This is a genomic window from Pseudomonas sp. IPO3774 (genome assembly GCF_013386835.1).
GTDB lineage: Bacteria > Pseudomonadota > Gammaproteobacteria > Pseudomonadales > Pseudomonadaceae > Aquipseudomonas.
Genome location: NZ_JACAQY010000013.1, coordinates 289,444 through 315,263, shown reverse-complemented (window position 1 = coordinate 315,263; position 25,820 = coordinate 289,444). Strand labels below are relative to the sequence as shown.

Here is a 25,820-nt window from a genome sequence, read left to right as displayed (position 1 = left end):
TTTTTGAAAACTGCCGGACAACCTTGTGGCGAGGGAGCTTGCTCCCGTTGAACTGCGCAGCGGTTCCATTCTGGGGGCCGCTACACGACCCAACGGGAGCAAGCTCCCTCGCCACAGATTTTGCCTTACAACGATTACAGATTGTTTCCACGAAATCGCTCCAACCTCCTCGCAAGACCCGGATTTATTGGCGTTTCTCCTTCCTGTCAGCTTTTTCATAAATGCTGGCCTTTCATCTAATTGTCATATTCCAGACATAGAGTGTTCACACGGCCTACCGATACTTGGCCCCGATCCAACTATCCCTATCTGCTAGGAGCAAGGCATGAAACTGAAACGTTTGATGGCGGCAATGACTTTTGTCGCTGCTGGCGTTGCGACCGCTAACGCGGTAGCCGCTGGTGTTGACCCGGCGATTCCGGCTTACGTGAAGACCACTGGTGTGTCGGGCAACCTGTCCAGCGTTGGTTCCGATACCCTGGCAAACCTGATGACCCTGTGGGCTGAGGGTTACAAAAAGGAATACCCGAACGTCAACATCCAGATTCAGGCCGCCGGCTCCGCCACTGCACCTCCTGCACTGACTGAAGGCACCTCCAACCTGGGCCCGATGAGCCGCAAGATGAAGGACACCGAACTGGCTGCCTTCGAGCAGAAGTACGGCTACAAGCCAACCGCGATCCCGGTTGCCGTGGATGCCCTGGCCGTGTTCGTGCACAAGGACAACCCGATCCAGCACCTGACCATGGAACAAGTCGACGCGATCTTCTCCTCGACTCGTCTGTGCGGCGCCAAGGCTGACGTCAAGACGTGGGGCGACCTGGGCGTGACCGGCGACCTGGCCAACAAGCCAGTGCAACTGTTCGGTCGCAACTCGGTATCCGGCACCTACGGCTACTTCAAGGAAGAAGCCCTGTGCAAAGGCGACTACAAGCCTAACGTGAACGAACAACCTGGTTCGGCGTCGGTTGTGCAGTCCATCAGCTCCTCGCTGAACGGCATCGGTTACTCGGGCATCGGTTACAAAACCGCCAGCGTGAAAACCGTGGCCCTGGCCAAGAAAGGCAGCACTGACTTCATCGAAGACAGCGAAGAAAACGCCCTGAACGGCAAATACCCGCTGTCGCGCTTCCTCTACGTCTACGTCAACAAAGCCCCGAACAAGCCTCTGGCCCCGCTGGAAGCCGAGTTCGTGAAGCTGGTTCTGTCCAAACAGGGCCAGGAAGTGGTAGTGAAAGACGGCTACATCCCGCTGCCAGCCAAAGTTGCCGCCAAGGCACTGGCTGACCTGGGCCTGAAAGAAGGTGGCAAATAAGCCGCCGGTAAACCTGCCTGGAACCGCGGTTTACCCACGGTTCAAGGCCTGGGCGGGGTCTGTAAGACCTGGACCTCGCCTCCCATTTTTAATCCGCTGCCAGCCCTGCTACGCGGCGGATTTCTTGCGTCACTGCATTGTCATCTTTCTGTCATACAGGATCGCTAGGGTGTGCGCATGAATGATCTGGCCAATTCCACCATGACGACGACTTCTCCCCCCAAGCGCATTGATTTCAATACGCCTGAGCTGCAACGCAAGCGCCGCATCCGCGCGCTCAAGGATCGCCTGACCCGCTGGTACGTGCTGATTGGCGGCCTCGCCGTCCTGGGCGCGATCACCTTGATCTTCTTCTTCCTCGCCTACGTGGTCGCGCCGCTGTTCCACGGCGCCAACCTGACCAAGGAAGAGGCCCTCGCGCCTGCCTGGCTGCAGGACGCCGGCAAGCCGCTGATGATCTCCATGGAAGAACAGAACCAGGTCGCCATGCGGGTTTCCGACAAGGGCCAGGCGCTGTTCTTCAACGTTGACACGGGTGCCGAACTCAAGCGCGTTGACCTGCCGTTGCCTGCGGGCGTGACAGTCGCCTCCATTGGTGAAGACGAGCCCGGCAGCCCGCTGGTGATCCTCGGCCTGTCCAACGGCCAGTCCCTGGTTTTCCGTCACACCTATAAAGTGTCGTACCCGGACGGCAAGAAGACCATCTCGCCCGCCGTCGAATACCCTTACGGCGAAACACCGATCGTCCTCGACGAACAGGGCCGCTCCCTTGAGCATGTCGCCTTGAACGCGACCGACTCGACGCTGGTGGTGGCCGGTTCCAGTGGTGCCCATCTGAACGTGCTGTCCATCAGCCGTGAAGAAAACATGATGACCGAGGAAGTCACCACCGAGCAGAAGCGCATCGAACTGCCGCAAATGACCGAGCCGGTCAAAGCCATCTTCGTTGATCCGCGCCAGCAGTGGCTGTACGTGATCAACGGTCGCGCCCAGGCCGACGTTTTCAGCCTGCGGGACAACAGCCTCAACGGTCGCTATAAATTATTGGAAGACGGCGTGGCGCAAGTCACGGCCAGCACCCAGCTGGTGGGCGGCATCTCGCTGATCATCGGTAACTCCAGCGGTGGCCTGGCGCAGTGGTTCATGGCCCGCGACCCGGACGGCGAACAACGCCTGAAGCAGATCCGTACCTTCCAGATGGGCACCGCGCCTATCGTTGAAATCACTGCTGAAGAACGTCGCAAAGGCTTCACCGCCCTCGACGCTTCCGGCAAGTTCGGCGTGTTCCACAGCACTGCCCACCGTACGTTGCTGGTGGACCAGGTGGTCGACGGCAACGGTATCTTCGGCATGTCGCCACGGGCCAACCGGGTGATCGTCGAGGCCGGCGGCAAGCTTCAACCGCTGCTGCTGGACAACCCGCACCCGGAAGTTTCCTGGAGCGCGCTGTGGAGCAAGGTCTGGTACGAAAACTACGACGAACCTAAATACGTCTGGCAATCGACCGCCGCCAACACCGATTTCGAACCCAAGATGAGCCTGGCGCCCCTGACCTTCGGTACCCTGAAGGCCGCGTTCTACGCCATGCTGCTGGCCGCACCACTGGCCGTTGCCGCTGCGATCTACACCGCTTACTTCATGGCCCCGAGCCTGCGCCGCAAGGTCAAGCCGGTGATCGAGTTGATGGAAGCGATGCCGACGGTGATCCTCGGTTTCTTCGCCGGCCTGTTCCTGGCGCCGTATGTCGAAGGGCATTTGCCGGGGATCTTCAGCCTGCTGATGCTGCTGCCGATTGGCATCCTGGTGGCCGGCTTCGTCTTCAGCCGCCTGCCTGAGTCGATCCGCCTGCGGGTCCCGGATGGCTGGGAAAGCGCGATCCTGATCCCGGTGATCCTGTTTGTGGGCTGGCTCTCGTTGTACATGAGCCCGTACCTGGAAACCTGGTTCTTCGGCGGCGACATGCGCATGTGGATCTCCCACGACCTGGGCATCACCTACGACCAGCGCAACGCCCTGGTAGTCGGCCTGGCCATGGGTTTCGCGGTGATCCCGAACATCTACTCCATCGCCGAAGACGCCGTGTTCAGCGTGCCGCGCGGCCTGACCCTGGGCTCCCTGGCCCTGGGCGCCACGCCATGGCAGACCATGACCCGCGTCGTGATCCTGACCGCCAGCCCGGGCATCTTCTCGGCGCTGATGATCGGCATGGGCCGCGCGGTCGGTGAAACCATGATCGTGCTGATGGCCACCGGCAACACGCCGGTGATGGAGATGAACCTGTTTGAAGGCCTGCGCACCCTGGCAGCCAACGTCGCGGTGGAAATGCCCGAATCGGAAGTCGGCGGCAGCCACTACCGCGTGCTGTTCCTCTCGGCGCTGGTGCTGCTGCTGTTCACCTTCATCATGAACACCCTCGCCGAGCTGATTCGTCAGCGTCTGCGCAAGAAATACTCGTCGCTTTAAGAAAGGTAGAAGTCTGTGAAACAGAACTCCCTGAATGGATGGTTCAAGAGCGGCGCCCCGGGCGTCTGGATCAGCGGTGGCGCGGTGTCCATCGCGGTCATCATGACCATTGGTCTGCTGGCCGTGATTGCCGTGCGTGGCCTGGGCCACTTCTGGCCGGCCGACCTGATCCAGGCCAACTACAACGTGCCGGGCCAGGAAAATCACCTCGTCGTCGGCGAAGTGGTGCAGAAAGAAGAAGTGCCCCGCGAGCGCCTGAAAAGCGCTGGCTTGCCGGTGCCGGACCAAGGCCCGGAGTTCATGACCCGCGAGCTGATCAAGGTCGGCAACCGTGACTTGAACGGCAATGACTTCACCTGGATCGTCGGCGAGTGGCTGACCAACCAGACCAAGCCGGTCGAGTTGATGGCCATCGAGCGTCGTGAGTGGGGCAACTTCTACGGCACCCTGGTCAACGTCAAGCAGGACGGCAAGGTGATCGCCGAAGGCGAGGCGGCCTGGCCGGAACTGCAAGCCCGCGTAGACCGCGTCAACAAGCTCGCGGCCCAGCTCAAGACCCTCGAGAAGTCCGACATCGGCGCCATCAACGCCGGCCTCGAACGCATCCGCCTGCACGGTCGCAAACTGGAGCTGGAAGGCAAGCTGGACGCCACCGCCCAGGCCGACATGGACAGCGGCCGCGCCGAACTGAACAACCGCTACAAGGATATCGAAGCCCGCCTGGCCGACCTGCACACCCAGTTCAACCGCGACAGCCTGACCGCCCGCGATGCCAACGGCAAAGAAATCGAAATCGGCATTGGCAAGGTGGTGCACGCTTACCAGCCGAACGCCATGGGCTACATGACCAAGGTTGGCTTCTACTTCAGCAAGGTCTGGGAATTCCTCAGCGACGATCCACGGGAAGCCAACACCGAAGGCGGGATTTTCCCGGCGATCTTCGGCACCGTGATGATGACCCTGATCATGGCGATGATCGTGACCCCGTTCGGCGTGCTGGCGGCGGTGTACCTGCGTGAATACGCCAAGCAGAACACCCTGACGCGGATCATCCGCATCGCGGTGAACAACCTGGCCGGTGTACCCGCCATCGTTTACGGCGTGTTCGGCCTTGGCTTCTTTGTGTACGTACTGGGCGGCTCGGTTGACCGGCTGTTCTTCGCCGAAGCCTTGCCGGCACCGACCTTCGGTACGCCTGGCCTGCTCTGGGCGTCCCTGACCCTGGCGCTGCTGGCGGTACCGGTGGTGATCGTGGCCACTGAAGAAGGCCTGGCGCGGATTCCTCGCACCGTACGTGAAGGTTCTTTGGCACTGGGCGCGACCAAGGCGGAAACGCTGTGGAAGATCGTGCTGCCGATGGCCAGCCCGGCGATGATGACCGGCATGATCCTCGCCGTGGCCCGCGCCGCCGGTGAAGTGGCGCCGCTGATGCTGGTGGGTGTGGTGAAACTGGCGCCGTCGCTGCCGGTGGACGGCAACTACCCGTACCTGCACCTGGACCAGAAGATCATGCACCTGGGCTTCCATATCTATGACGTCGGCTTCCAGAGCCCCAACGTCGAAGCCGCGCGGCCGCTGGTGTACGCCACCGCCTTGCTGCTGGTGCTGGTGATCGCCACGCTCAACTTGTCGGCGGTGTGGATTCGTAACCACCTGCGCGAAAAATACAAAGCGCTGGACAGTTAATTGAAGTGAACGCGGACTAAATGTGGGAGCGGGCTTGCTCGCGAATGCGGTGTATCAGTCATACATGGGTCAACTGACCTGACGCCTTCGCGAGCAAGCCCGCTCCCACAAAACGAATTGGTAGCACAGGGAGCATCCCATGCAACATGAAACCCATTCCCACGGCATCAACATGTCAGCCCTGGGTCGCGACAAGCAGAGCCTGAGCCTGGCCCAGGAAACCGTGGCCATCGAAGTCCCGGGCCTGAGCCTGTACTACGGCGACAAGCAAGCGCTGTACGACGTCAGCATGAACATTCCGAAGCAGCGCGTGACCGCCTTCATCGGCCCGTCCGGTTGCGGCAAGTCGACCCTGCTGCGTACCTTCAACCGGATGAACGATCTGGTGGACGGCTGCCGCGTCGAGGGCGCGATCAACCTGTACGGCACCAACATCTACCGCAAGGGCGAAGACGTGGCCGAGCTGCGGCGCCGGGTGGGCATGGTGTTCCAGAAGCCCAACCCGTTTCCCAAGACCATCTACGAAAACGTGGTCTACGGCCTGCGCATCCAGGGCATCAACAAAAAGCGCATCCTCGACGAAGCCGTTGAGTGGGCACTGAAAGGCGCGGCGCTGTGGGACGAGGTCAAGGACCGCCTGCACGAGTCGGCCCTCGGTTTGTCCGGCGGCCAGCAGCAACGTCTGGTGATCGCCCGCACCATCGCCGTGGAGCCGGAAGTGCTGCTGCTCGACGAACCGTGCTCGGCACTCGACCCCATCTCCACGTTGAAAGTCGAAGAGCTGATCTACGAACTCAAATCCAAGTTCACCATCGTCATCGTGACCCACAACATGCAACAGGCGGCGCGGGTTTCCGACTACACCGCGTTCATGTACATGGGCAAGCTGGTGGAATTTGGCGACACCGATACCCTGTTCACCAACCCGGCGAAGAAGCAGACCGAAGACTACATCACCGGTCGCTACGGCTAGCAGGTGGCTGGTTGCTCACTGAACTGATGCTGCGGTCGACCGCACCTTACTGGACGTTCCAAGGACGCCAACATGATTAGCAAAGAAGGCCTTACCCATCACATCTCCGCGCAGTTCAACGCCGAGCTTGAGGAGGTGCGCAGCCACCTCCTGGCCATGGGCGGGCTGGTGGAGAAGCAAGTCAACGACGCCGTCACCGCGCTGATCGAGGCCGACTCGGGCCTGGCCCAGCAAGTGCGCGAGATCGATGACCAGATCAACCAGATGGAACGCAACATCGACGAAGAATGCCTGCGCATCCTGGCCCGTCGTCAGCCGGCGGCGTCCGACCTGCGTTTGATCATCAGCATCTCCAAGTCGGTGATCGACCTGGAGCGCATCGGTGACGAAGCCACCAAGATCGCCCGCCGCGCCATCCAGTTGTGTGAGGAAGGCGAAGCGCCGCGTGGTTATGTCGAAGTGCGCCACATCGGTGACCAGGTGCGCAACATGGTTCGCGACGCCCTCGACGCGTTTGCCCGTTTCGACGCCGAGCTGGCGTTGTCGGTGGCCCAATACGACAAGACCATCGACCGCGAATACAAGACGGCGCTGCGCGAACTGGCAACCTACATGATGGAAGACCCGCGCTCTATCTCGCGGGTACTGAGCATCATCTGGGTACTGCGTTCGCTGGAACGCATCGGCGACCACGCACGCAACATCTCGGAACTGGTGATTTACCTGGTGCGGGGTACCGACGTGCGGCACATGGGCCTCAAGCGGATGAAAGCAGAAGTTGAAGGTACGACCGATCAAATCCCTAATGTTCCGGGCGTTCCTGACGATAAGTAAGATTGCCCGAGAAATAAACGCCCGGCCTTTGGTCGGGCGTTTTCGTTTGTGGTGTTGGAATTTTTGGCAAAACGCCATCAGCGAAGCGTTATGCTTGCCGGGGTTTTTATAGGATGAAGGGTCGATGAGCAAAGTCAGTGTATTGGTGGTGGATGACGCCTCGTTTATTCGCGACCTGGTGAAGAAGTGCCTGCGTAACTACTTCCCGGGGATCAAGATCGAAGATGCGGTGAACGGCAAAAAGGCCCAGGCCATCCTGATGCGCGAAACCTTCGACATGGTGCTGTGCGACTGGGAAATGCCGGAAATGTCCGGCCTGGAACTGTTGACCTGGTGCCGTGAACAGCCTCATCTCAAAGCCATGCCTTTCGTCATGGTGACCAGCCGTGGCGACAAGGAAAACGTGGTGCAGGCGATCCAGGCCGGGGTTTCCGGCTACGTCAGCAAGCCATTCACCAACGAGCAGTTGCTGAACAAGGTCAAGCAGGCACTGAACAAGATTGGCCGCCTCGACGCGCTGATCGCCAGCGCACCGACCAAGATGAACTCGGCGTTCGGTAACGATTCCCTCAGCGCCCTCACTGGTGGCAAGCCTGACGCAGTCAAGCCGGCCCCGGTGGCGGCGCCCAGCAAAGGCCTGCTCAACAGCCCGCCGGTGCAGGTGGCTGCGGCAGCGTCGCCTGCCAGCGGTCGTGGCCAGGGCCAGTTGCGCCTGTCCAGTGGCACCCAGCAGTGTGTGATCAAGGCCCTGAGTATCAAGGAGGCGCTGCTGGTGGTGCGTCGTGGTGAAATCCTGCCTCAGGTACTGGAAAGCGCCGTGCTCGACCTGGAGCAGGGTGAGAACGCTGAAGTGGCGCGTCTGAATGGCTACCTGCATGCCGTGGTGGCCTACGAGCCCAAGCCCGACAGTGACTGGCTGCAACTGACCTTCCGGTTTATCGACCAGGATGCGCAGAAGCTTGACTACATTTCGCGGCTGATCGCCCGCGGGACCGCACAGAAGCATTTTGTGCCGGGTGCGTGACTTGATGGGGTCTCCAAAAAACCTGTGGCGAGGGGGCTTGTCCCCCGTTGGGCTGCGTAGCGGCCCCAAACCCTGTAATTGAGTTCTGCCTGACCCTGCGCGATAACTCTACTGGGGCCGCTGCGCAGCCCAACGGGGGACAAGCCCCCTCGCCACAGGGTTAGTGTTTGGTTCACATAGCACTGTCATGATCCCTTGTTAGCCTGCCATCCAGTCGTCCCTGGCAGGCCAACCCGATGCTCGTGCGCTCACTGCTGTTGTGTGGACTGTTCGCCGTTGTCATGCCGGCGATGTCCATGACCCTCTACAAGTCTATCGATGCTGACGGCGCTGTGGTCTTCAGCGACCGGTACACGCCCGGGGCGCAGGCGTTTGTGTATCAGGAACGGGTGATTCCCAAGCCTGTATATCCGTCGCAACCCGCTTCCTATCGTTATCCCTTGCCCTGGCGTGGCGGGCCGTTCCGTCTCACCCAAGGCCCCAACGGTACCTTCAGCCACTCCGAGCTCAAAAGCCGTTATGCGATGGACATTGCCATGCCTGAAGGCACGCCAATCATCGCGGCACGTGGCGGTGTCGTACTGAAAACCGAGAACGAGCAGAGCGGGCGCGGCAGCGATCCATCGGGCAATTTCGTGCGGGTGCAGCACGATGACGGCACGCAAGGCGTGTACCTGCACCTCAAGCAAGGGTCGGTCAGCGTCAGGGAAGGGCAGCGCGTGGCGGTGGGCAGCCCGCTGGCGTTGTCGGGCAATACCGGTAACAGCAGCGGGCCGCATCTGCATTTTGTGGTGCAGCGCACGACGGCGTCGGGGCTGGTGTCGATTCCCTATGAATTCAACCAGCCGGTGCAGGCGTTGCCCAACTTTGCGTTGGGCACGCGATAAGGCTTTTGTAGGAGCGAGCTTGCTCGCGAAAAACCTGAGGGCGCTGCCGGGTGTCAGGGTCCCAGCGTTATCGTTAACGTCCTTCGCGAGCAAGCTCGCTCCTACAGGGGGTGTGCCCTAGTCGAGCAATAGCACCTTGGCCAACACGATCTTCGGCCCTTTCATCTTCTTGATGATGATGCGCAGGCCTTCGACTTCCAGCACTTCTTCCTCTTCCGGCACCCGTTTCAGGGTGTCGTAGATCAGCCCGGCCAGGGTTTCGGCTTCGATGTGGTCCAGGTCGACGCCCAGCAGGCGCTCCACCTTGAACAGCGGCGTGTCGCCACGCACCAGCAATTTGCCCGGCTGGTAAGCGAGGATGCCGCGCTCGGCCTTGCGGTGTTCGTCCTGGATGTCGCCTACCAGTACTTCCAGCACGTCTTCCATGGTCAGGTAGCCGATGACCTTGCCGTCGGCCTCTTCCACCAGGGCGAAGTGCGCGCCGCCTTTACGGAACTGCTCGAGCAGTTGCGACAGCGGCATATGGCGCGATACGCGTTCCAGCGGGCGGGTCAGCTCGGCCAGGTTGAACGACTCGGGAATGTGGTCCAGGGCCGCCAGTTCCAGCAGCAGGTCCTTGATGTGCAGCAGGCCGACGAACTCGTTGCGCACGGCGTCGTACACCGGGTAGCGGCTGAACTTGTGGCGACGGAACAGCGCCAGGATTTCCTTGAGCGGTGCGTTGAAGTCCAGGGTCACCAGGTCTTCCCGGGAGTTGGCCCAGTCCACCACTTCCAGCTCGCCCATTTCCACGGCGGAGGCCAACACGCGCATGCCTTGGTCGCTCGGGTCCTGGCCACGGCTGGAGTGCAGGATCAGTTTCAGTTCTTCACGGCTGTAATGGTGCTCGTGGTGCGGGCCAGGCTCGCCTTGGCCGGCGATGCGCAGGATGGCGTTGGCACTGGCGTTGAGCAGGTAGATCGCCGGGTACATGGCCCAGTAGAACAGGTACAGCGGCACGGCGGTCCACAGCGACAGCAACTCGGGCTTGCGAATGGCCCAGGACTTGGGCGCCAGTTCACCGACCACGATGTGCAGGTAAGAGATCACGAAGAAGGCGGCAAAGAACGACACGCCCTTGATCACTTCCGGCGACTGCACACCGATCGCCCCCAGCAACGGCTCGAGGATGTGCGCGAAGGCCGGTTCACCGACCCAGCCCAGGCCCAGGGAGGCGAGGGTGATACCCAACTGGCAGGCCGACAGATAGGCGTCGAGCTGGCTGTGTACGGTGCGCAGGATCTGCCCGCGCCAGCCGTTCTTGTGGGCGATGGCCTCGACCCGGGTCGAGCGCAGTTTGACCATGGCAAATTCCGCCGCAACGAAAAAGCCGTTGAGCAGTACCAGGATCAGTGCAAAAAGAATCATGCCGAAGTCGGCGAAGAGTGTCGCGAGGGTGATGCCAGGGGAAGGGTCCATGATGGGGTTTTGCGGGTTCCGTCTAATCGAAAAGGGTGAGCAGGAGGGCCTGAAAGGCAGGCGCAAGTCCGCCAATGTAGCGGCTGACGGGGCGCTTGCCTAGTGGCGGCTGCCGGGCGGAGGGTCACTCGTCCTGATGAAGGACCCGGGAACGTGTCACCTGGGCCGGCGGGAAATGGCAGGTAAAGGTACTGCCGTGGCCGAGCACGCTACTGATTTCCAGCCGCGCGCGATGGCGCAGCAGCACATGTTTGACGATGGCCAGGCCGAGCCCGGTGCCGCCGGTGTTGGAGTTGCGGCTGGAGTCGACGCGGTAGAAACGCTCGGTAAGGCGCGGCAAATGCTTGGCGTCGATGCCCATCCCGGAGTCCTGCACGCTGAGGTGTGCGCCCTGGTCGTCGGCCCACCAGCGGATGCGGATGTTGCCCTTGTCCTGGGTGTATTTGACGGCGTTGAACACCAGGTTGGAAAACGCGCTGCGCAACTCGCCCTCGCTGCCCTTGAGCAGTATCGATGGGTCGGCTTCAAGGGTGATCTGCTGCTCACGCTGCCCGGACAATGCCTGGGCGTCGCTCTTGATCGTCTGCAACAGGCTTTGCACCGGCACCGGATGGTTGTCCGAGGGGTAATCGGTGGCTTCCAGCTTGGCCAGCAACAGCAGGTCGTTAAGCAGGGTTTGCATGCGCGAGCCTTGCTGCTGCATCTGTTGCAGGGCACGGGTCCAGCGCGGGTTCACGTCTTCGACGTTATCGAGCAGCGTCTCCAGATAACCGCAGATCACTGTCAGCGGTGTGCGCAGTTCGTGGGAGACGTTGGCGACGAAGTCCTTGCGCATCTGTTCCAGCTGATGGATGCGTGTGACATCACGCACCAGCATCAAGTGTTCGTTATTGCCGTAGCGCGTCAGGTACAGCTGGATACGCACGCGGTCGTTGGTCGGTGACGGGATTTCCAGGGCTTCTTCGTAGTTGTCCTGCTCGAAATACTCCTTGAAACGCGGGTGGCGCACCAGGTTGGTCACCGGCTGGCCGCTGTCCTGGGGCGTCTTGAGGCCCAGCAAGGTCTCTGCGGCGCGGTTCCACCATTCCAGGTTGCCGTCGCTGTCGAGCATGATGACGGCGTCTTTCAGCGCAGCGGTGGACTCCTGGACCCGATCGATTACCGCCTGAAGCCGCCCGCGTACGCGTTGGTCGCGGCGTTGCAGGTGGTAGATGCTGTCGAACACCTCGCCCCACAGGCCGTAGCCGTCGGGTGGTGCTTCGTCGGGTTTGTGCTGGCGCAGCCATTCGTGCAGGCGCAGCAGTTGCTTGAGGGTCCAGCCCAGGTAAAGGCCCAGGCCGACGGCCAGGCTCCAGCCGTAATAGCCGCTGACCAGGCCCACCAGCAGGCAGCCGGTGATCAACAGGAGCATGTGGCGGATCAGGGTGCCATGCCAGTTTTGGTTCACTTAAACACGCGTCCTTTCAGCTGTCTGGGCAGTTCGGGCTGGCTCAGCCTTTGGTGGAAAACCGGTAGCCGGTGCCGCGCACGGTTTGTACCAGATTCTCGTAAGCGTCGCCCAAGGCTTTGCGCAGGCGGCGGATATGCACGTCGACGGTGCGCTCCTCCACATATACGTTGCCGCCCCAGACCTGGTCCAGCAGTTGGCCGCGGGTGTAGGCGCGCTCCTGGTGGGTCATGAAGAATTGCAGCAGGCGGTATTCGGTGGGGCCCATCTCGGCGGGTTTGCCGTCGATGGTCACGCGGTGGCTGATAGGGTCAAGGATCAGGCCGTCGACTTCGATCGGCGCTTCACCATCGGTGGGGCCGGCACGGCGCAGAACGGCTTTCAGACGGGCGACCAGTTCCCGTGGGGAAAAGGGCTTGGTGATGTAATCATCGGCGCCGACTTCCAGGCCCTGGATCTTGTTGTCCTCTTCGCCCTTGGCGGTGAGCATGATGATCGGGATATCCCCGGTCAGCTCGTCACGCTTGAGGCGGCGGGCCAGTTCGATGCCGGAGGTGCCGGGCAGCATCCAGTCCAGCAGGATCAGGTCCGGCTTGCGGTCGACGATAATGGCATGGGCCTGCTGGGAGTTCTCCGCCTCCAGGCAGTCATAGCCGGCCATTTCCAACGCAACGGCGATCATCTCGCGAATGGGCGCTTCGTCGTCAACGATCAGAATGCTCCTGCCAACCATGCTAAATCCTCTTGTCATTTAACTGTCTTGCGCCGCATTAGATAACGGAATTATTGCAGTCGTGTGACAGTAATTTAGTCGCCTGGGCAATCCTTGCCTCTCTGGACTACGCTTTGGGTCCGAATCCTGACAACCACAAAAGGAAGGTTCCCATGACTCACAGTACTTTTTCCTGGAAAGCCCTGCTGGTAACGGCCGCGTTAACGCTGCCGACACTGGCGTTTGCGGCAGACCCGGCGATGACCAAGGACGGGATGCTGGTGGACCACAACGGCATGACCCTCTACACCTTTGCCAAGGACGCTGATGGCAAATCCATGTGCAACGACAAGTGCGCCACCAACTGGCCGCCGTTGATGGCCGAATCCACCGACAAGCCCATGGGCAAGTGGACCGTGATCACCCGTGACGACCAGAAAAGCCAGTGGGCCTACAGCGGCAAGCCGCTCTACACCTTCATCATGGACAAGAAGGCCGGTGACATGACCGGCGAAGGCAAAATGGACGGGGCGTGGAAGGTCGCCAAGCCTTGATGTGAGCCGGATAAGGGTGAGGGGCCTGGCCTCTCACCGAAATCCGTAGTCCGCGACAATCCCGACAAAAATCGCCAACCCGGCCCAGTGGTTGTGCAAAAACGCCTTGAAGCATTTGAGCCGGTCCTTGTCCCGGGTGTACCAGAACTCCCAGGCAAAACACCCGGCCGCCGCCAGCAAGCCCAGGTGGAACCAGCCGCCCAGCTCAAAACGCATCCCCGCCAGCCACAGGCACACCAGTGCCAGGCCCTGCAGGGTCAGGATGATCACCCGGTCGGCATCGCCGAACAGAATCGCGGTGGATTTGACCCCGATTTTCAGGTCATCGTCGCGATCGGTCATGGCGTAGTACGTGTCGTATCCCACCGTCCACAACAGGTTGGCGATGTACAACAGCCATGCCGCGGCGGGCAGGCTGCCCGTCTCGGCGGTGAACGCCATCGGCATGCCCCACGAGAACGCCGCGCCCAATACCACCTGCGGGTAATAGGTGTAGCGCTTCATGAACGGGTAGCTGGCCGCCAGCGCGAGGCCGCCCAGGGACAGCCAGATCGTCATGGAGTTGGTCAGCAACACCAGCAGGAAACTGATGACCATCAGCACCGCGAAGAACACCAGGGCCTCTTTCGAGCTGATCCTGCCGCTGACCAGCGGGCGCTGTTCGGTGCGTTTCACATGGCCGTCGACCTTGCGATCGGCCCAGTCATTGATGACGCAACCGCCGGCCCGAGTGAGTATCACGCCGAGCACGAAGATCAGGATATTGAGCAGCGATGGCGAACCCTTGCCGGCAATCCACAGCGCCCACAGCGTGGGCCACAGCAGCAGGTAAATGCCGATGGGCTTGTCCATGCGGGTCAACTGGATGAAGTCCCAGGCCCTTGGGTTCAGGTGATTCAGGGATTTGAGCAGGCGCTGGTACATCAGAAACGCTCCGGATGGTCGTGCACGGCTTGCCACAGGGTGGGCAGGAAGATCTCGGCCACCAGCACGCTCAGCGGCCCGCGGTCGAAGCGCGAGCGGCGTGCCCACAGGTGATCGGCCTGGTCCGCCGGGGGCAGCCATTCCCGTGGGTAGCGGCACACCTCGATGGCCTGGCGCGTGAAGGCGTGGTCACAAAACAGCAATTCCCCGAGAGACCGGCTGCCCAACTCATCCATGTGCAAGCCGTCGCCCTGCAAGGCGCTGCGGGCCGCCACGCTGCGGGCAAACACCCACGGCTGGCCATGGCCACGCAAATACACCTCGCGCACCCAGCCGATGCTGGCGGCGGGCAAGTCCAGGGTGGCGCATTCGTCGTCTCGCAGTGGCTGCCAGCCTTCGAACAACGGCGTCACGCTGAAGCCATCGTCGGACAGGCGCGTCAGGCGCCGGGTCAGCGAGCCTTCATCGAACAGCCAGTTGAGTGTCAGCGGCGTGGGCAGTGGGCTCAGAAGGCTCTGGGTCAGCCATCGGCAAGCATCGGGAAGGGCGTTTGAATGCGGCACGGAGGGTCATTATTGGCAGTTAATGAGGCGGCGAGCTTACCATGGTGCCCTGGACTTTTGCCGGAGTGCGCCAGGCCCATGCGTCGATCATGCTTGCATCTGCGCCTGCTGATCAGTACAAAACGCCCTGAGCCGCACGGCAAGGTTACATCTATCGACCGTCGGCCAACGCGCCTGGACCTGAGGAAACAAGCAATGAAGAAGTGGCAATGTGTCGTCTGTGGCCTGATCTACGACGAGAAAGACGGATGGCCGGATGACGGTATCGCGCCGGGCACCCTGTGGCAGGACGTCCCCGAAGACTGGCTGTGCCCGGACTGCGGCGTGGGCAAAATGGATTTCGAAATGATCGAAATCGGCTGATTGCTGATTTAAATCGCAATTCAAGAAACGTACTACAAGGAGAAAGGAATGAACGCACCTGTCGTGATCGTCGGCACGGGTTTGGCCGGTTACAACCTGGCTCGGGAGTTTCGCAAGCTCGATAGCGAAACCCCGCTGTTGCTGATCACCGCAGATGACGGGCGCTCCTACTCCAAGCCCATGCTTTCCACCGGCTTTGGCAAGAACAAGGAAGCCGACGGCCTGAGCATGGCGGAACCGGGCGCCATGGCCGAGCAACTGAAGGCCGAAGTGCGTACCCACACCCGCATCAGCGGCATCGACCCGGGCCACAAGCGCTTGTGGATCGGTGAGGAAGCGGTGGCCTATCGCGACCTGATCCTGGCCTGGGGCGCGGAAACCGTGCGGGTGCCGGTACAGGGCGACGCCGCCGAGCTGATTTTCCCGATCAACGACCTCGAAGACTACGCACGCTTTCGTGCCGCTGCGGCCGGAAAACGCCGGGTGCTGTTGCTGGGGGCCGGGCTGATCGGCTGCGAGTTCGCCAACGACCTGATCCTCGGCGGCTACGAGATCGACCTGGTGGCGCCGTGCGAGCAAGTCATGCCGACCCTGCTGCACCCGGCAGCCGCCGCAGCGGTGCAGGCCGGTCTGGAAGGCCTGGGGGCGCGTTTCCACCTGGGCCCGGTGCTCAATCGCCTGCAGCGCACCGCTGACGGCCTGGAAGCCCACTTGTCTGATGGCGAAGTGATCCAGTGTGACCTGGTGGTGTCTGCTATCGGCCTGCGCCCGCGTGTCGACCTGGCCGCCGCCGCCGGGTTGCAGATCAACCGCGGGATCATGGTCGACCGCCACCTCAAGACCTCCCACGCCAACATCTACGCCCTGGGCGACTGCGCCGAGGTCGATGGCCTGAACCTGCTGTACGTGATGCCCCTGATGAGCTGCGCCCGCGCCCTGGCCCAGACCCTGGCGGGTAACGCGACGGCCGTCAGCTACGGCCCTATGCCCGTCACGGTAAAAACCCCGGTCTGCCCGCTGGTCGTCTCGCCACCGCCACGGGGCACCGAAGGCGTGTGGAGCGTCGAAGGGCAGGGCGGCGACATCAAGGCCCTGTGCCGCGACGCCAGCGGGCGCCTGCTGGGGTACGCCCTGACCGGCACGGCCGTGATGGAAAAACTGGCCCTCAACAAAGAACTTCCGCCGCTGCTGGCGTAAATGCTGGTCGTTCTGTCGGAATAAGCATCATTTTGACCGTAGAAAGGTCGCCGTGAGACTGGCGCAGGCCCCGATGGCATGCCATCCTCACTCCCGTCTGCCGCAGAGTAGAGCCTGCGGCGCCTTGGGCGCTGCTCCGATAGAGAGCAGCACGGACATAACAACAAAAAACCGTCAAAGAGGCTTCACTTATGCGTAAACCAGAACTCGCAGCCGCTATTGCAGAAAAAGCAGACCTGACCAAAGAACAGGCCAACCGCGTACTCAACGCCGTACTCGAAGAAATCACCGGCGCGCTGCATCGCAAGGACAGCGTCACCCTGGTGGGCTTCGGCACCTTCCTGCAGCGCCACCGCGGCGCCCGCACCGGCAAAAACCCGCAAACCGGCGAGCCGGTGAAAATCAAGGCGAGCAACACCGTTGCGTTCAAGCCAGGCAAGTCGCTTAAAGACAGCGTCAATCCGTAAGTCATGTAGAACGCGCTACGCACATGCGAGTGTGAGCGCGGGATGAAAAATGGGCACGCCGACTGGGTCGGGTGCCCATTTTTTGTGGGTGGGCAATCCTTGCTCAATCGTTGAGCTTCAAGCTGTCCACTCGTTCTCAATACACCATTGCTGTACATCCGCAATTAGTTGCGCCGATACCGGTTGCAGATTGGGGAGTTTTTTCTCGTATTTCTTAATACTTTCAACAAAAAATGTAATGAATGCCGCACCTATTAATTTGCGCTGAGCAGCTATGTCTTTTTTCAGTGGAACAAAATCTTCCTCGTCCATGGCGATATCCAGACCGAACATTTTGTCTTTTGCGTAATAACGGCAAAATGTTTTTCGTTCCAGGTTCTTCGGCAGGCATCGCATGCAGACCGCCAGTTCCCAGTCGAGGGTGGGATACTTTTTTTCAAGAATCTCACTCAGGCCATTTAGCTCGTCGGTGATTTCAAAGACCTTTGTCCAACTCGGTGAGTCCGATGTCGTATCGACTCGCATAAAGTATTCCTTATGTCAGTGCCTGCATTTGTTGCCCGGGGGTAGTTTTCCTCGGCGTTTAAAATATTTTCCGATTTTTAATCTTTCCCATACCTGCATATTGCCCTTCGTCGGTGCTGCCATAACCCTTTTGTAGGCAAGATTTTTGGATTTCAGCCACTTTTGGGTATATCGCCGATTCGGATTGACGGTTTCACCGACTTTCCAAACTTCACCTTTTTTCAAATAGACTTGGCCTATTGGCTTTTTATGGCCCCATGCCATCTCGTCATAAAAGCCGTCCTTTTTCGCAATCAGGTAATAAAGCTCGGGGGCCAGTCCCCATGGATCAATCCAGGATATTGGATTGGGGGCGTACTGATAAAAATTGAGCCCGCCGTCAAACTCAATCGGATCCGGTGTCGTAAACCGTCCCACGTCCGGATCATAAAACCTGAAAGTATTGAAATGCAGCCCCGTCTCCCGGTCCAGATACTGCCCCTGAGAGCGCAGGTTCTGTTCTTCGATGTAGTACGGCTCGCGCACTTCCTCAACCGTATTGCCCCACACACGATATGTCGCGCGCCAGACATTATGCCCGTCAGCTTCAGTCAGTTGCTCCGGCAGTCCGTTGAGGTCGTTGTGGTAGTAGCGGATTTTCTGCAGCGGCCCGGTGCCGTCAACGCGAGCCAAGGGTTCGCTGCCTTCATCTTCATAGATGTAAAGACTGGTCTGGCTGTGTTTATGCTCCTGCAATAACCGCAGCCCATCCCAGGTAAACCGGGTTTCCCCCAGGGGATAGCCGTCGTTGCCATGTTCGGTTTTCTCAATGCGTCGGCCCAACGGGTCGTAGATCATCCTGACTACGCTGCCGTTTTCATTGCGCACTTCAATCAGCCGGCTTTCTGCATCGTAGGCGAAGCGTTGCAAGCCACGCGCTGCGCTGCGTTTTTCGATCATCCGACCGAACGCGTCATAGCGATAACGCTTGTCCTGATAGGGTAATAGGGACGGATTTATTTAATTTATCTGACGGCCTTTTATCTAAATAAATCTGCCCCCTTTATTGTTCTTTGTTCCACTTTGATTGCTTGTCAGAACGTTATCTGTTTCAGGTGTCTGTGCGAAGGCGTACGTGAGATACCTGACCTCGCTTTTTTGTACGGTCTAGACCAGTACTTCCACTGTGGTTTCACCTTCAAGGGTTTGAACGGCCGTGCGATATATATCAGTCCACGTATCCCCTGCCGGCCTTTTGAGGCGATGTTTTGCGCCAAACACGTAAACGGTGTCACCAAGAGAGATTTTTTCTTTAATGTGCTGTGCTGAAGGTGAAACTGAAAACTGGTGTAAAAACACCATAGGTTGGCCCTGATGGTACAACCAAGCCGGCTCTCCTACCCATGCCGGGCGCTCCTTCAAACACAGGAATTCATTTTCAAGTCGTTCTGCCAGCCATTTCTTTTTATTCTTCGGCGCGCCTTGCTCAACATATTCATCGTAAAGCAGCCGGGCGAAATCCTCCGCTCCGTCAGCCTCCATCGAGGCGGATTTCTTCTCAGCAACAGCCATCGCCGCGCCCCAGAAAACGTGAAAATCAGTCAACTCACTCATGTCTGCTCCTTCAAGGCGTGACTTACCATTGCCCTGTGGTTTTCACAACTCTCACCAAGTCCCAGCCGGTATGGCGAAATTTATCCATTGATTCGTGCCCCCAAGGGGTAGCTTTAGTCAGGTTCCACTCCCCGTGAGCAACGTTTGATCGAGATCGCTGAGGAATGTACTGATGATTCAGCTCCATCGGCACATCGATGACTTTGGTTTTGCCAACACGCCCGAGTCGCCTGTTCCTCGCACTGTCACGATAACGAACTTCAACTCTCATCCTGGGCGCTTTACCTTCCGACATCCGCGCTAGGTTTCTAGAGGAATATTTGCCGGGTGGCGCCTTGGCTGCAGCACTTTTCCAGACGCCTTTCCTTGCGGTGCTCCAACATTTCCAGCCCCAGGGGTCGACCCAGGCCAATGGGTTCGGGGCATATTGATATAGATTGACGCCCCCCGCCAATCCAATAGGATCTGGCGTGGTAAACCGTCCCACGTCCGGGTCATAAAACCTGTAGGTATTGAAATGAAGCCCAGTTTCCCGGTCCAGGTACTGTCCCTGAAACCGAAGATTCTGATCTTCGATGTACGAGGCCTCGCGTACTTCCTCCATGGCAGTGCCCCACACTCGAAAGCTTGCCCGCCAGAGGGGGTGCCCATCGGTTTCGGTTAGCTGCTCCGGCATGCCGTTGAGGTCATTGTGATAGTGACGGACTTTTTGCTGTGGGCCGGAGCCATCTATGCGAGCAAGCGGCATGTAACCTTCGTCTTCATAGACATAGAGGCTGGTCTGACTGTGTTTGTATTCTTGCAGCAGCCGCAATCCATCCCAAATGAAGCGCGTTATGCCCAATGCGTACCCGACGCTGTCGTGTTCAGTCTTCTCGATGCGACGGCCCAGAGGGTCGTAGGCCATTTTGACCACGTTGCCATTTTCATTGCGTACTTCAACTAATCGGCTTTCAGCATCGTAGGCGAAACGCTGCACGCCACGAACAGAGCTGCGCTTTTCGATCATTCGACCAAAAGCATCGTATTTATAGCGTTTGTCTTGGTAGGTGAGCAGCCTGTTATGCCTTACCAAGCCACCCTGTCGTGGGCCGTCGAGCAGGTTGGCTGCCGCGTCATAAGCAAAGGTTTCGGTCTGGCCTACTTGGTGGCTGACGAGAATACGTTCGGTACTGTCGTAACCCAACTGCTCTTGACGATCATGAACACGGTCAACACGCCGACGCCCGATCAGGTTATCGCTGGGATCGTAGCTGTAGTCAGTCTCAACCAACGGCGGCAACTGCCACGGTTGGTCAATACTGCGGCGCTGGCGCGAGCGAACCCTTCCGCTGCGGTCATACGCGGTGTTCGTTCTGAGTTGGCCTTGAGTGCGCTGCACTTCGCGATGCAAACGATCACGCTCGAAGTCGCTGATGACCTTCCCATCGAGATTCAACTGATGCAGGTGACCGCTGCCGTAGTAGAGGCGGTTGAGCCATCGACCGTCGGGCAACTGGGTCTGAATCAGGTTCCCCAATTCGTCGTAGTGATGCTGCAAGGAGCCCGCTGTGCCTTGCTCCTGCAGCAGTTGCCCCAGCGCGTCGTAGCTGAAACCCAGTCGCTGCTGCTGACCATCAAGCGCGGTGAACGTGACGCCGACCAGTTGGTCGTTCAGATCATGTTCGTAAACGGTGGTGCCGTCCGCGGTGACTTTGCTGACCAGGCGTCCAACCGGATCTCGCTGAAATTGGTGTGACAGCGGCGCTACCGGTTCGCCTTCTGTCCCCGGCAGGAAGTCCACGGCGACAACATCATCCAGCGGATCATAGGTGTAGCAGCGCTGACTCTGGTCGAGGTCTTGCTGCCGCACCATGCGGTCGCACGCGTCCCACTCAAAGCGATAGCTTTCACCGTTCTCATTGGTCAGCTTGCGCAATCGGCCATAGGCGTCATGGTCGAACATGACCGTGCGGTTATGCGCATCCCAGCGCTGTTTGACCAGGCCACGCAGGTCATAGGCATAGCGCGTGGTGCTGCCGGCCGGGTCGACATGGGCCGTCAGGTAACCGCTGGCGCTGCGTTGGAACTGTTCCACGCGGCCATCCGGGAGCTGGCATTCCAGCAATAGCCCCTGGGGACCGTACCGGTAGCGAACCGACTCACCTTCCGCATTGGTCTGCACCACCAGATTGCCAAAGGCATCGTATTGATAACGGGTGGGATAACCCGAGCAATCCACCGCTTCGACCAGTTGGCTCCATTCGTTCCAATGCAGCGTTTTGGTTTTTTCCGTGGCGTCGATGATGCGCACTGGTTGACCGAACCCGTCGTAGACGTAGCGCGTGCTATTGCCCAGCGGGTCGATTTCCTCGATGCAGTTGCCTCGCTGGTCATAGCGATAGTGCCAACTGTTGCCCGCAAGGTCGGTCTCTACTTGGGGCAACGCCCAGTGCGCGAGCCACTGCGTGCCGCTGGTTCTGGACAGTGGATCGATCACCGCGCTCAGGTTGCCGGACGCGTCATAATTGAAGCGCCACTGACCGTTTTGCGGGTCAGTCGCGCCGAGCAACTGGCGGTCTTCGCTCCACTCGAACAGCCACGTATGGCCCAGGTTGTCGACGTAGCGAGTGATCTGGTACTGCGGGTTCCAATGCCGTGTACTGACGCGCATCAGGCCATCGGTCACGCGGGTAATGCCGGCGTCGAGATCGTAGTCGAAGGTGTATTCATCGCCTGCGTCTGTCCAGTGGCGGCTCACGCGCCACTCTTCACCGTCCGGGCCGGTCACTGCACTCCATTGATAGAAGCAGCGCAGGCCACTCGGCAACTGGTGTTCGACCATTCGCCGGCCATTGTCATAAGCAAAGCGTCGAAGGGTTGTGCCTTGCACATCCAACACTTCAGCCAGGTCGCCGTTGCTGTCATAGCGGTAGCTGACGAGCACATCGCTGCGCGCATCGAAATGTTCCTGGCGCAGATAACGCCGTTCGATGTGGCTCACGCGCCGTGGGTGTTCAGCCGAGTAGCTCAGTTCGACGTGCATCAAGTCATGGGTGTCGCGCATGCGATACAGCCGCCCCTGAGCGTCGTAGTCGAGAAAGATCCGCCCTTCATTACGATCACCCAGCAGCTGCAGACGCATCCGCGCGCTGTTCAGCGGGTCGGGCTCGAACAGGCGATACAGGCCGTCGATGCTCTCGATCAATACCGCGCCGTCGGCACTGCGCCTGACCGCAAGGCCTTCGCCCGGGTCGAATGCTCCGCCGGACAAGGGGATGTAGCCGATCTCCAGACGGCGTCCTTGCTCATCGATGTAGAGCAGGTTTTCGTCTGCATCTATCTCGATCGAAACTTCATACGCAACGCTCCAGCCCGCGCCAAAGAGGCCGTCCTGGCGTGTGTCGAGGCTGCTGTAGAAACGCTGCCAATCTATCGGGAGCAAGCCCGGCAGCACGAAGTCCAGCTCCTCGTCCCCACCCAGGACCTTGGCCCCGGTCGCGCTGTGAACCGGATTGGGCGAGCCATTCATGGCGCTCTTGAGCGCAGAGGTGACCTTGCTGGTTGCATACGAAATGGCACCGCCCACCACCAAGCCACCGACCAGGCACGGCAGCTTGGTCCAGAAACACTTCAGGTTGCCCCGCAACGCCATCACCACCGCAATCGCCAAACCCACGCCCGGCGTCTTGCCGCTGCGAATCTCTTGCACCACGATGGTCCCGCCACCGATGCGCACATCCGGCGAGATCAGGCCCGGGGCTGTGCCGATCTTGGCGTCGCACGTGCTGCGATCGCCACTGCGCGCCGCAGGCTGGCCATTGATGAATACCGAGCTGGACCCCTCGGCAATGAATTGCAGGGGCATTGGCGGGTGCTTGTTGCACCCCACGGTGTCCAGCGGGCAAGGCTCGGTGCCGGGGGCGGGGGAGGCGACGGTCGGGCGCCACATCTGTGAGAAAAACTCCCCGGCCATGTCCAGGAAGCTGGGGGCTGGCGGTTCGCTGGGTGCGACCGGAACCGCAGTCATCTTGCCTGCGGCGCGGGCAGCTTTTTTGCCATTGATGAAGACGTTGTCCGAACCGCTGGTGATGAAGGCATCGATCACCGGCGGGAACACCCAGTTGGCGGCGGACTCGCACCAACTGGATATTTTCAGGTCAGCCCCTGTGAGCCCTGCGGTGATCCCAACGACTGCCCCCACTACCAAGACCAATGCAACGCCGCCTGTGGCGATGGTCGCACCGGTCGCGAGGAAAACCGCCCCTGCAACGGCCAGGCAGCCCACGGTAGTGAGTGCGGCATAGGCGGCCACTTCCAGCACGCCGCCGAGAATATCGGCCATCACCGAGGTGTGCAGCAGCGCGTCGCCTTCGCGGGCAGCCCAGAGGTCTTCACTCATTGTTCAGACTCTGCTCAGGGGGTGACGGCAAAGTTGAGCGTGTTCTTGAGCGTTGCCCAATGTGCCGCCTCGGCAGGCCCCAGGGGCTGGGTCTTGACGTAGCTCAAGGCGATCAGGTTGCGTGTGCCGGGTATCTGCATTGCCAACTGATATTGGTAAATATTGTCGCTGCCTTTGTTGAAACGGTTCTGCACTTCAAAGGCGTCGATGTCCTGCGCCGGCCCCACCTTGATGGCTTGCGCCGGCGAATAACGAAGGTCCTTGACCTGCTGTTCGAGCTTTTTCAGCTGGCCCTCGAAGTTGTTTTGCAAGGTCTCGCCATCTGCCAACGGGCTGCGACTCACCACCAGGGTGGTGCCCAGCTTGGCGAACTTGAGGATATTGATTGAGGTGTCCTGTACCTCTGCATCGGGCAGGGTGAATTGGGCTTCGTTGATCAGGTAATTCATCGTGGAGAAATCTCGTTATTGACCAGCGCCGGGCTTGCCGGGAAATTTTGATTCGACGGCGGACTTGATCGTGCTTTGCACGCCTTGGGCGCCGGGCACCGTGCCCTTGTCGCTGCCAAGGTTGATATCCAGTTTGCCCTTCGTCTGGATTTTGCTGCTGCCGGTGGAAAACAGGTTGAACGAGCCACAGGTCAGGTTGATGTCTCCGCCAGCCTTGAGCTCAATCACACTGTCGCCGCACACCAGGCGAATACTGTCGCCAGCCTCGACGGTGTAGGTCGTGGCGGCGCTGTCGGACTTGGCCCCGCCCACAATCACGGTGTCGTTGTTGCGCACGACCCGCAGGCGGTTTGAGCCAATCGTCACCGTCTCGTTATGTCCAATACTCTTGTTCCGGTCATGCCCCACCGAGTGGCTCTCATCCACCTCCACCACAATGTCCTGATTGCGCTCGGCATGGATGTACAACTGCTCCAACCCCTTCTTGTCCTCCATGCGGATTTCATTGAAGTTGGCCGGCGTGCCGCCTTTGCTGGAGCGGCTTTTCATCCCGCTTTGGGTGGCGTTTTCCGGCAGGTCGTAAGGCACGGTCTGCTCGGCGTTGTACACGCGGCCGGTGATGATCGGCCGGTCGGGATCGCCTTCCAGGAAGCTCACAATCACTTCCTGGCCGATCCGCGGGATCTGCATCGAGCCCCAGTTTTTTCCGGCCCAGGACTGCGATACGCGAATCCAGCATGAGCTGTTTTCGTTGGACTGGTCGTGGCGGTCCCAATAGAAATGCACCTTGACCCGGCCATATTGGTCGGTCCAGATTTCTTCGCCCTTGGGGCCCACTACCAGCGCGGTCTGCGGGCCTTTGACGATGGGCCGGTAGGTGTTGGCCAGCGGGCGGAAACTCTGTTGCGCGTCGATGCAGGTAAGGGTGCTTTCGAACTGCGCCGAAGGCGCGCCACCGCCGCTTTCGAGGCTTTCCTGGGAGATGTAGTAGCGGGCGCCGACGATCAGGTATTCGCGGTTCTGGTCGCGGCGACTGAAGCCGGTGAGGCTGAACAGGTGGCCGGAACCCAGGCCCCGGGCGTTGCCGCTGAACTCCACTTGTTCGTGCAGGGTTTGCAGGGCTTCGATGCGGGTGCGGGCGTAGTGTTCGCCGTCTTCGCTTTTGACGTAGGTGCCGGGGTAGTCGTACAGCGGGTAGTCGCCGGCGGTGTGCGGGCGCGGCATGGCCGAGCGCACGTCGATGCTCGCGCTGGGGCGCTGGAAGTCGTAGTCGTTGAGCTCAAGGGAGCCGGGCTGTACTTCCTGTGCCAGGTGCCAGTTGTGCATATGGTCGCGTTCGCGCTGCTGCTCGTCCTTGGGGTAGTAAGGCACCGAGGCGTAGCCGGGCACGTTGGCGTGGGCACCGTAGGCATCGGCCAGCACCAGCACGTGGCGGTCCTGCTCGTGGCGGAAGAAGTAGTAGATGCCTTCCTGTTCCATCAGGCGGCTGACGAAATCGAAGCTGGTCTCGCGGTACTGCACGCAGTATTCCCACTCGCGGTACGGGCGGCTCAAGGCGTCTTCGAAGTCGGAAAAACCCAGGTCGCGAAACACCTGCTTGATGATCTGCGGGATGCTCAGGTTCTGGAAAATCCGGCAGTCGGAGGTGCGGCTCAGCAGCCACAACCACGGGCGCAAAGTCACTTGATAGCTGGCGAACTGGCCCTGGTCGATGTTCTGGCTGCAGCGGGCGACGATGCCGTGGAAGTGCCGCTCGCCACCGTCCGCCATTTGCAGGTTCAGGCTCATGGGCTTGCCCAGCAACTGGTTGAGGTCGATGTTGGCGTCCAGCGAGGTCAGCTGCAGTTCGAAATTGAACAGCCGACCCAGCTCTTCGCCGCCACCCATTTCATTGAGCAGCAGCACATCCGGCCCCAGGGGGCTGGTGATCTTGGCCAGGCGTGAGGCTTGGTTGAATAACATCGGTTAACCCGTAAATAGCGTAATAACTGTAGGAACCGGCTCC

General features: G+C 60.1%; 21 protein-coding genes and 1 pseudogene. 11 read left to right on the top strand and 11 right to left on the bottom strand.

What is annotated here, in order from left to right:
• Positions 1-325 precede the first annotated feature (325 nt).
• The 7 genes from HYE77_RS07445 (at position 326) to HYE77_RS07415 (ending at position 9,182) form a co-directional block, all read left to right on the top strand.
• Positions 326-1,315: a phosphate ABC transporter substrate-binding protein PstS gene (locus HYE77_RS07445; protein WP_003213401.1), complete on the top strand. Its 990-nt coding sequence runs from the start codon at positions 326-328 to the stop codon at positions 1,313-1,315.
• Between the two features lie 429 nt (positions 1,316-1,744).
• Positions 1,745-3,778 (top strand): ABC transporter permease subunit, encoded by a 2,034-nt coding sequence (locus HYE77_RS07440; RefSeq protein ID WP_371321557.1) that lies wholly within the window; start codon positions 1,745-1,747, stop codon positions 3,776-3,778.
• Positions 3,779-3,793: 15 nt separating this feature from the next.
• Positions 3,794-5,464 carry a phosphate ABC transporter permease PstA gene (gene pstA, locus HYE77_RS07435; RefSeq protein WP_177068613.1) on the top strand — a complete coding sequence of 557 codons (1,671 nt, stop codon included), beginning with the start codon at positions 3,794-3,796 and terminating at the stop codon, positions 5,462-5,464.
• A gap of 139 nt (positions 5,465-5,603) precedes the next feature.
• On the top strand, positions 5,604-6,437 hold the full coding sequence (gene pstB / locus HYE77_RS07430) for a phosphate ABC transporter ATP-binding protein PstB (protein WP_017476754.1): 834 nt from the start codon (positions 5,604-5,606) through the stop codon (positions 6,435-6,437).
• Between the two features lie 72 nt (positions 6,438-6,509).
• Positions 6,510-7,271, top strand: a complete 762-nt coding sequence (gene phoU, locus HYE77_RS07425; RefSeq protein ID WP_003213392.1) for a phosphate signaling complex protein PhoU — start codon at positions 6,510-6,512, stop codon at positions 7,269-7,271.
• A 124-nt stretch (positions 7,272-7,395) separates the two neighbouring features.
• Positions 7,396-8,295 carry a response regulator gene (locus HYE77_RS07420; protein ID WP_003213389.1) on the top strand — a complete coding sequence of 300 codons (900 nt, stop codon included), beginning with the start codon at positions 7,396-7,398 and terminating at the stop codon, positions 8,293-8,295.
• A 236-nt stretch (positions 8,296-8,531) separates the two neighbouring features.
• Positions 8,532-9,182, top strand: a complete 651-nt coding sequence (locus HYE77_RS07415; RefSeq protein ID WP_008439474.1) for a M23 family metallopeptidase — start codon at positions 8,532-8,534, stop codon at positions 9,180-9,182.
• 117 nt (positions 9,183-9,299) lie between these two features.
• Here the strand turns inward: HYE77_RS07415 and HYE77_RS07410 are convergent, their stop codons facing one another.
• From HYE77_RS07410 to phoB, 3 genes are all read right to left on the bottom strand, one after another.
• A complete protein-coding gene (locus HYE77_RS07410; protein WP_003213385.1) occupies positions 9,300-10,640 on the bottom strand; it encodes a hemolysin family protein in 1,341 nt (446 codons plus the stop codon).
• Between the two features lie 124 nt (positions 10,641-10,764).
• Positions 10,765-12,087, bottom strand: a complete 1,323-nt coding sequence (gene phoR, locus HYE77_RS07405; RefSeq protein WP_008439473.1) for a phosphate regulon sensor histidine kinase PhoR — start codon at positions 12,085-12,087, stop codon at positions 10,765-10,767.
• 43 nt (positions 12,088-12,130) lie between these two features.
• Positions 12,131-12,820, bottom strand: a complete 690-nt coding sequence (gene phoB / locus HYE77_RS07400) for a phosphate regulon transcriptional regulator PhoB (protein WP_003195617.1) — start codon at positions 12,818-12,820, stop codon at positions 12,131-12,133.
• A gap of 152 nt (positions 12,821-12,972) precedes the next feature.
• Here phoB and HYE77_RS07395 point away from each other — a divergent pair, with 152 nt between their 5' ends.
• Positions 12,973-13,353 carry a hypothetical protein gene (locus HYE77_RS07395; RefSeq protein WP_003213380.1) on the top strand — a complete coding sequence of 127 codons (381 nt, stop codon included), beginning with the start codon at positions 12,973-12,975 and terminating at the stop codon, positions 13,351-13,353.
• Between the two features lie 33 nt (positions 13,354-13,386).
• On the opposite strand, the gene ubiA is transcribed toward HYE77_RS07395, so the two are convergent.
• Both ubiA and HYE77_RS07385 read right to left on the bottom strand, forming a co-directional pair.
• Positions 13,387-14,277, bottom strand: coding sequence for a 4-hydroxybenzoate octaprenyltransferase (gene ubiA / locus HYE77_RS07390; protein WP_177009045.1), 891 nt, complete (start codon positions 14,275-14,277; stop codon positions 13,387-13,389).
• Complete coding sequence (locus tag HYE77_RS07385; protein ID WP_177009046.1) at positions 14,277-14,840, bottom strand: chorismate lyase; 564 nt, start codon at positions 14,838-14,840, stop codon at positions 14,277-14,279. The genes ubiA and HYE77_RS07385 overlap by 1 nt, the downstream gene beginning before the upstream one ends.
• A 195-nt stretch (positions 14,841-15,035) precedes the next feature.
• Here HYE77_RS07385 and HYE77_RS07380 point away from each other — a divergent pair, with 195 nt between their 5' ends.
• From HYE77_RS07380 to HYE77_RS07370, 3 genes are all read left to right on the top strand, one after another.
• A complete protein-coding gene (locus tag HYE77_RS07380; RefSeq protein WP_003213373.1) occupies positions 15,036-15,203 on the top strand; it encodes a rubredoxin in 168 nt (55 codons plus the stop codon).
• A 48-nt stretch (positions 15,204-15,251) separates the two neighbouring features.
• Positions 15,252-16,400 (top strand): NAD(P)/FAD-dependent oxidoreductase, encoded by a 1,149-nt coding sequence (locus HYE77_RS07375; RefSeq protein ID WP_087693724.1) that lies wholly within the window; start codon positions 15,252-15,254, stop codon positions 16,398-16,400.
• 191 nt (positions 16,401-16,591) lie between these two features.
• On the top strand, positions 16,592-16,867 hold the full coding sequence (locus HYE77_RS07370) for an HU family DNA-binding protein (RefSeq protein WP_003213368.1): 276 nt from the start codon (positions 16,592-16,594) through the stop codon (positions 16,865-16,867).
• A 117-nt stretch (positions 16,868-16,984) separates the two neighbouring features.
• Here the strand turns inward: HYE77_RS07370 and HYE77_RS07365 are convergent, their stop codons facing one another.
• The 6 genes and pseudogenes from HYE77_RS07365 to HYE77_RS07340 all read right to left on the bottom strand — a co-directional run bounded on the left by HYE77_RS07365 (position 16,985) and on the right by HYE77_RS07340 (position 25,777).
• Positions 16,985-17,392, bottom strand: coding sequence for a hypothetical protein (locus tag HYE77_RS07365; RefSeq protein WP_003213360.1), 408 nt, complete (start codon positions 17,390-17,392; stop codon positions 16,985-16,987).
• Between the two features lie 15 nt (positions 17,393-17,407).
• A pseudogene (locus HYE77_RS07360) lies at positions 17,408-18,379 on the bottom strand (RHS repeat-associated core domain-containing protein); the annotation flags it as partial.
• Between the two features lie 159 nt (positions 18,380-18,538).
• Positions 18,539-18,985: a hypothetical protein gene (locus tag HYE77_RS07355; RefSeq protein WP_134327540.1), complete on the bottom strand. Its 447-nt coding sequence runs from the start codon at positions 18,983-18,985 to the stop codon at positions 18,539-18,541.
• A 22-nt stretch (positions 18,986-19,007) separates the two neighbouring features.
• Positions 19,008-23,366, bottom strand: a complete 4,359-nt coding sequence (locus tag HYE77_RS07350) for an RHS repeat-associated core domain-containing protein (protein ID WP_177068612.1) — start codon at positions 23,364-23,366, stop codon at positions 19,008-19,010.
• Positions 23,367-23,380: 14 nt separating this feature from the next.
• Positions 23,381-23,815 (bottom strand): DcrB-related protein, encoded by a 435-nt coding sequence (locus HYE77_RS07345; RefSeq protein WP_017476738.1) that lies wholly within the window; start codon positions 23,813-23,815, stop codon positions 23,381-23,383.
• Positions 23,816-23,830: 15 nt separating this feature from the next.
• Positions 23,831-25,777 (bottom strand): type VI secretion system Vgr family protein, encoded by a 1,947-nt coding sequence (locus HYE77_RS07340; protein WP_177068611.1) that lies wholly within the window; start codon positions 25,775-25,777, stop codon positions 23,831-23,833.
• Positions 25,778-25,820: the final 43 nt, after the last annotated feature.

Bases quoted from the DNA above. Each gene is read 5' to 3' on its own strand.
- HYE77_RS07445 (WP_003213401.1), top strand. From the start codon at position 326: ATGAAACTGAAACGTTTGATGGCGGCAATGACTTTTGTCGCTGCTGGC.
- pstB (WP_017476754.1), top strand. From the start codon at position 5,604: ATGCAACATGAAACCCATTCCCACGGCATCAACATGTCAGCCCTGGGT.
- phoU (WP_003213392.1), top strand. From the start codon at position 6,510: ATGATTAGCAAAGAAGGCCTTACCCATCACATCTCCGCGCAGTTCAAC.
- HYE77_RS07420 (WP_003213389.1), top strand. From the start codon at position 7,396: ATGAGCAAAGTCAGTGTATTGGTGGTGGATGACGCCTCGTTTATTCGC.
- HYE77_RS07415 (WP_008439474.1), top strand. From the start codon at position 8,532: ATGCTCGTGCGCTCACTGCTGTTGTGTGGACTGTTCGCCGTTGTCATG.
- HYE77_RS07410 (WP_003213385.1), bottom strand. From the start codon at position 10,640: ATGGACCCTTCCCCTGGCATCACCCTCGCGACACTCTTCGCCGACTTC.
- phoB (WP_003195617.1), bottom strand. From the start codon at position 12,820: ATGGTTGGCAGGAGCATTCTGATCGTTGACGACGAAGCGCCCATTCGC.
- HYE77_RS07395 (WP_003213380.1), top strand. From the start codon at position 12,973: ATGACTCACAGTACTTTTTCCTGGAAAGCCCTGCTGGTAACGGCCGCG.
- ubiA (WP_177009045.1), bottom strand. From the start codon at position 14,277: ATGTACCAGCGCCTGCTCAAATCCCTGAATCACCTGAACCCAAGGGCC.
- HYE77_RS07380 (WP_003213373.1), top strand. From the start codon at position 15,036: ATGAAGAAGTGGCAATGTGTCGTCTGTGGCCTGATCTACGACGAGAAA.
- HYE77_RS07375 (WP_087693724.1), top strand. From the start codon at position 15,252: ATGAACGCACCTGTCGTGATCGTCGGCACGGGTTTGGCCGGTTACAAC.
- HYE77_RS07370 (WP_003213368.1), top strand. From the start codon at position 16,592: ATGCGTAAACCAGAACTCGCAGCCGCTATTGCAGAAAAAGCAGACCTG.
- HYE77_RS07365 (WP_003213360.1), bottom strand. From the start codon at position 17,392: ATGCGAGTCGATACGACATCGGACTCACCGAGTTGGACAAAGGTCTTT.
- HYE77_RS07355 (WP_134327540.1), bottom strand. From the start codon at position 18,985: ATGAGTGAGTTGACTGATTTTCACGTTTTCTGGGGCGCGGCGATGGCT.
- HYE77_RS07350 (WP_177068612.1), bottom strand. From the start codon at position 23,366: ATGAGTGAAGACCTCTGGGCTGCCCGCGAAGGCGACGCGCTGCTGCAC.
- HYE77_RS07345 (WP_017476738.1), bottom strand. From the start codon at position 23,815: ATGAATTACCTGATCAACGAAGCCCAATTCACCCTGCCCGATGCAGAG.
- HYE77_RS07340 (WP_177068611.1), bottom strand. From the start codon at position 25,777: ATGTTATTCAACCAAGCCTCACGCCTGGCCAAGATCACCAGCCCCCTG.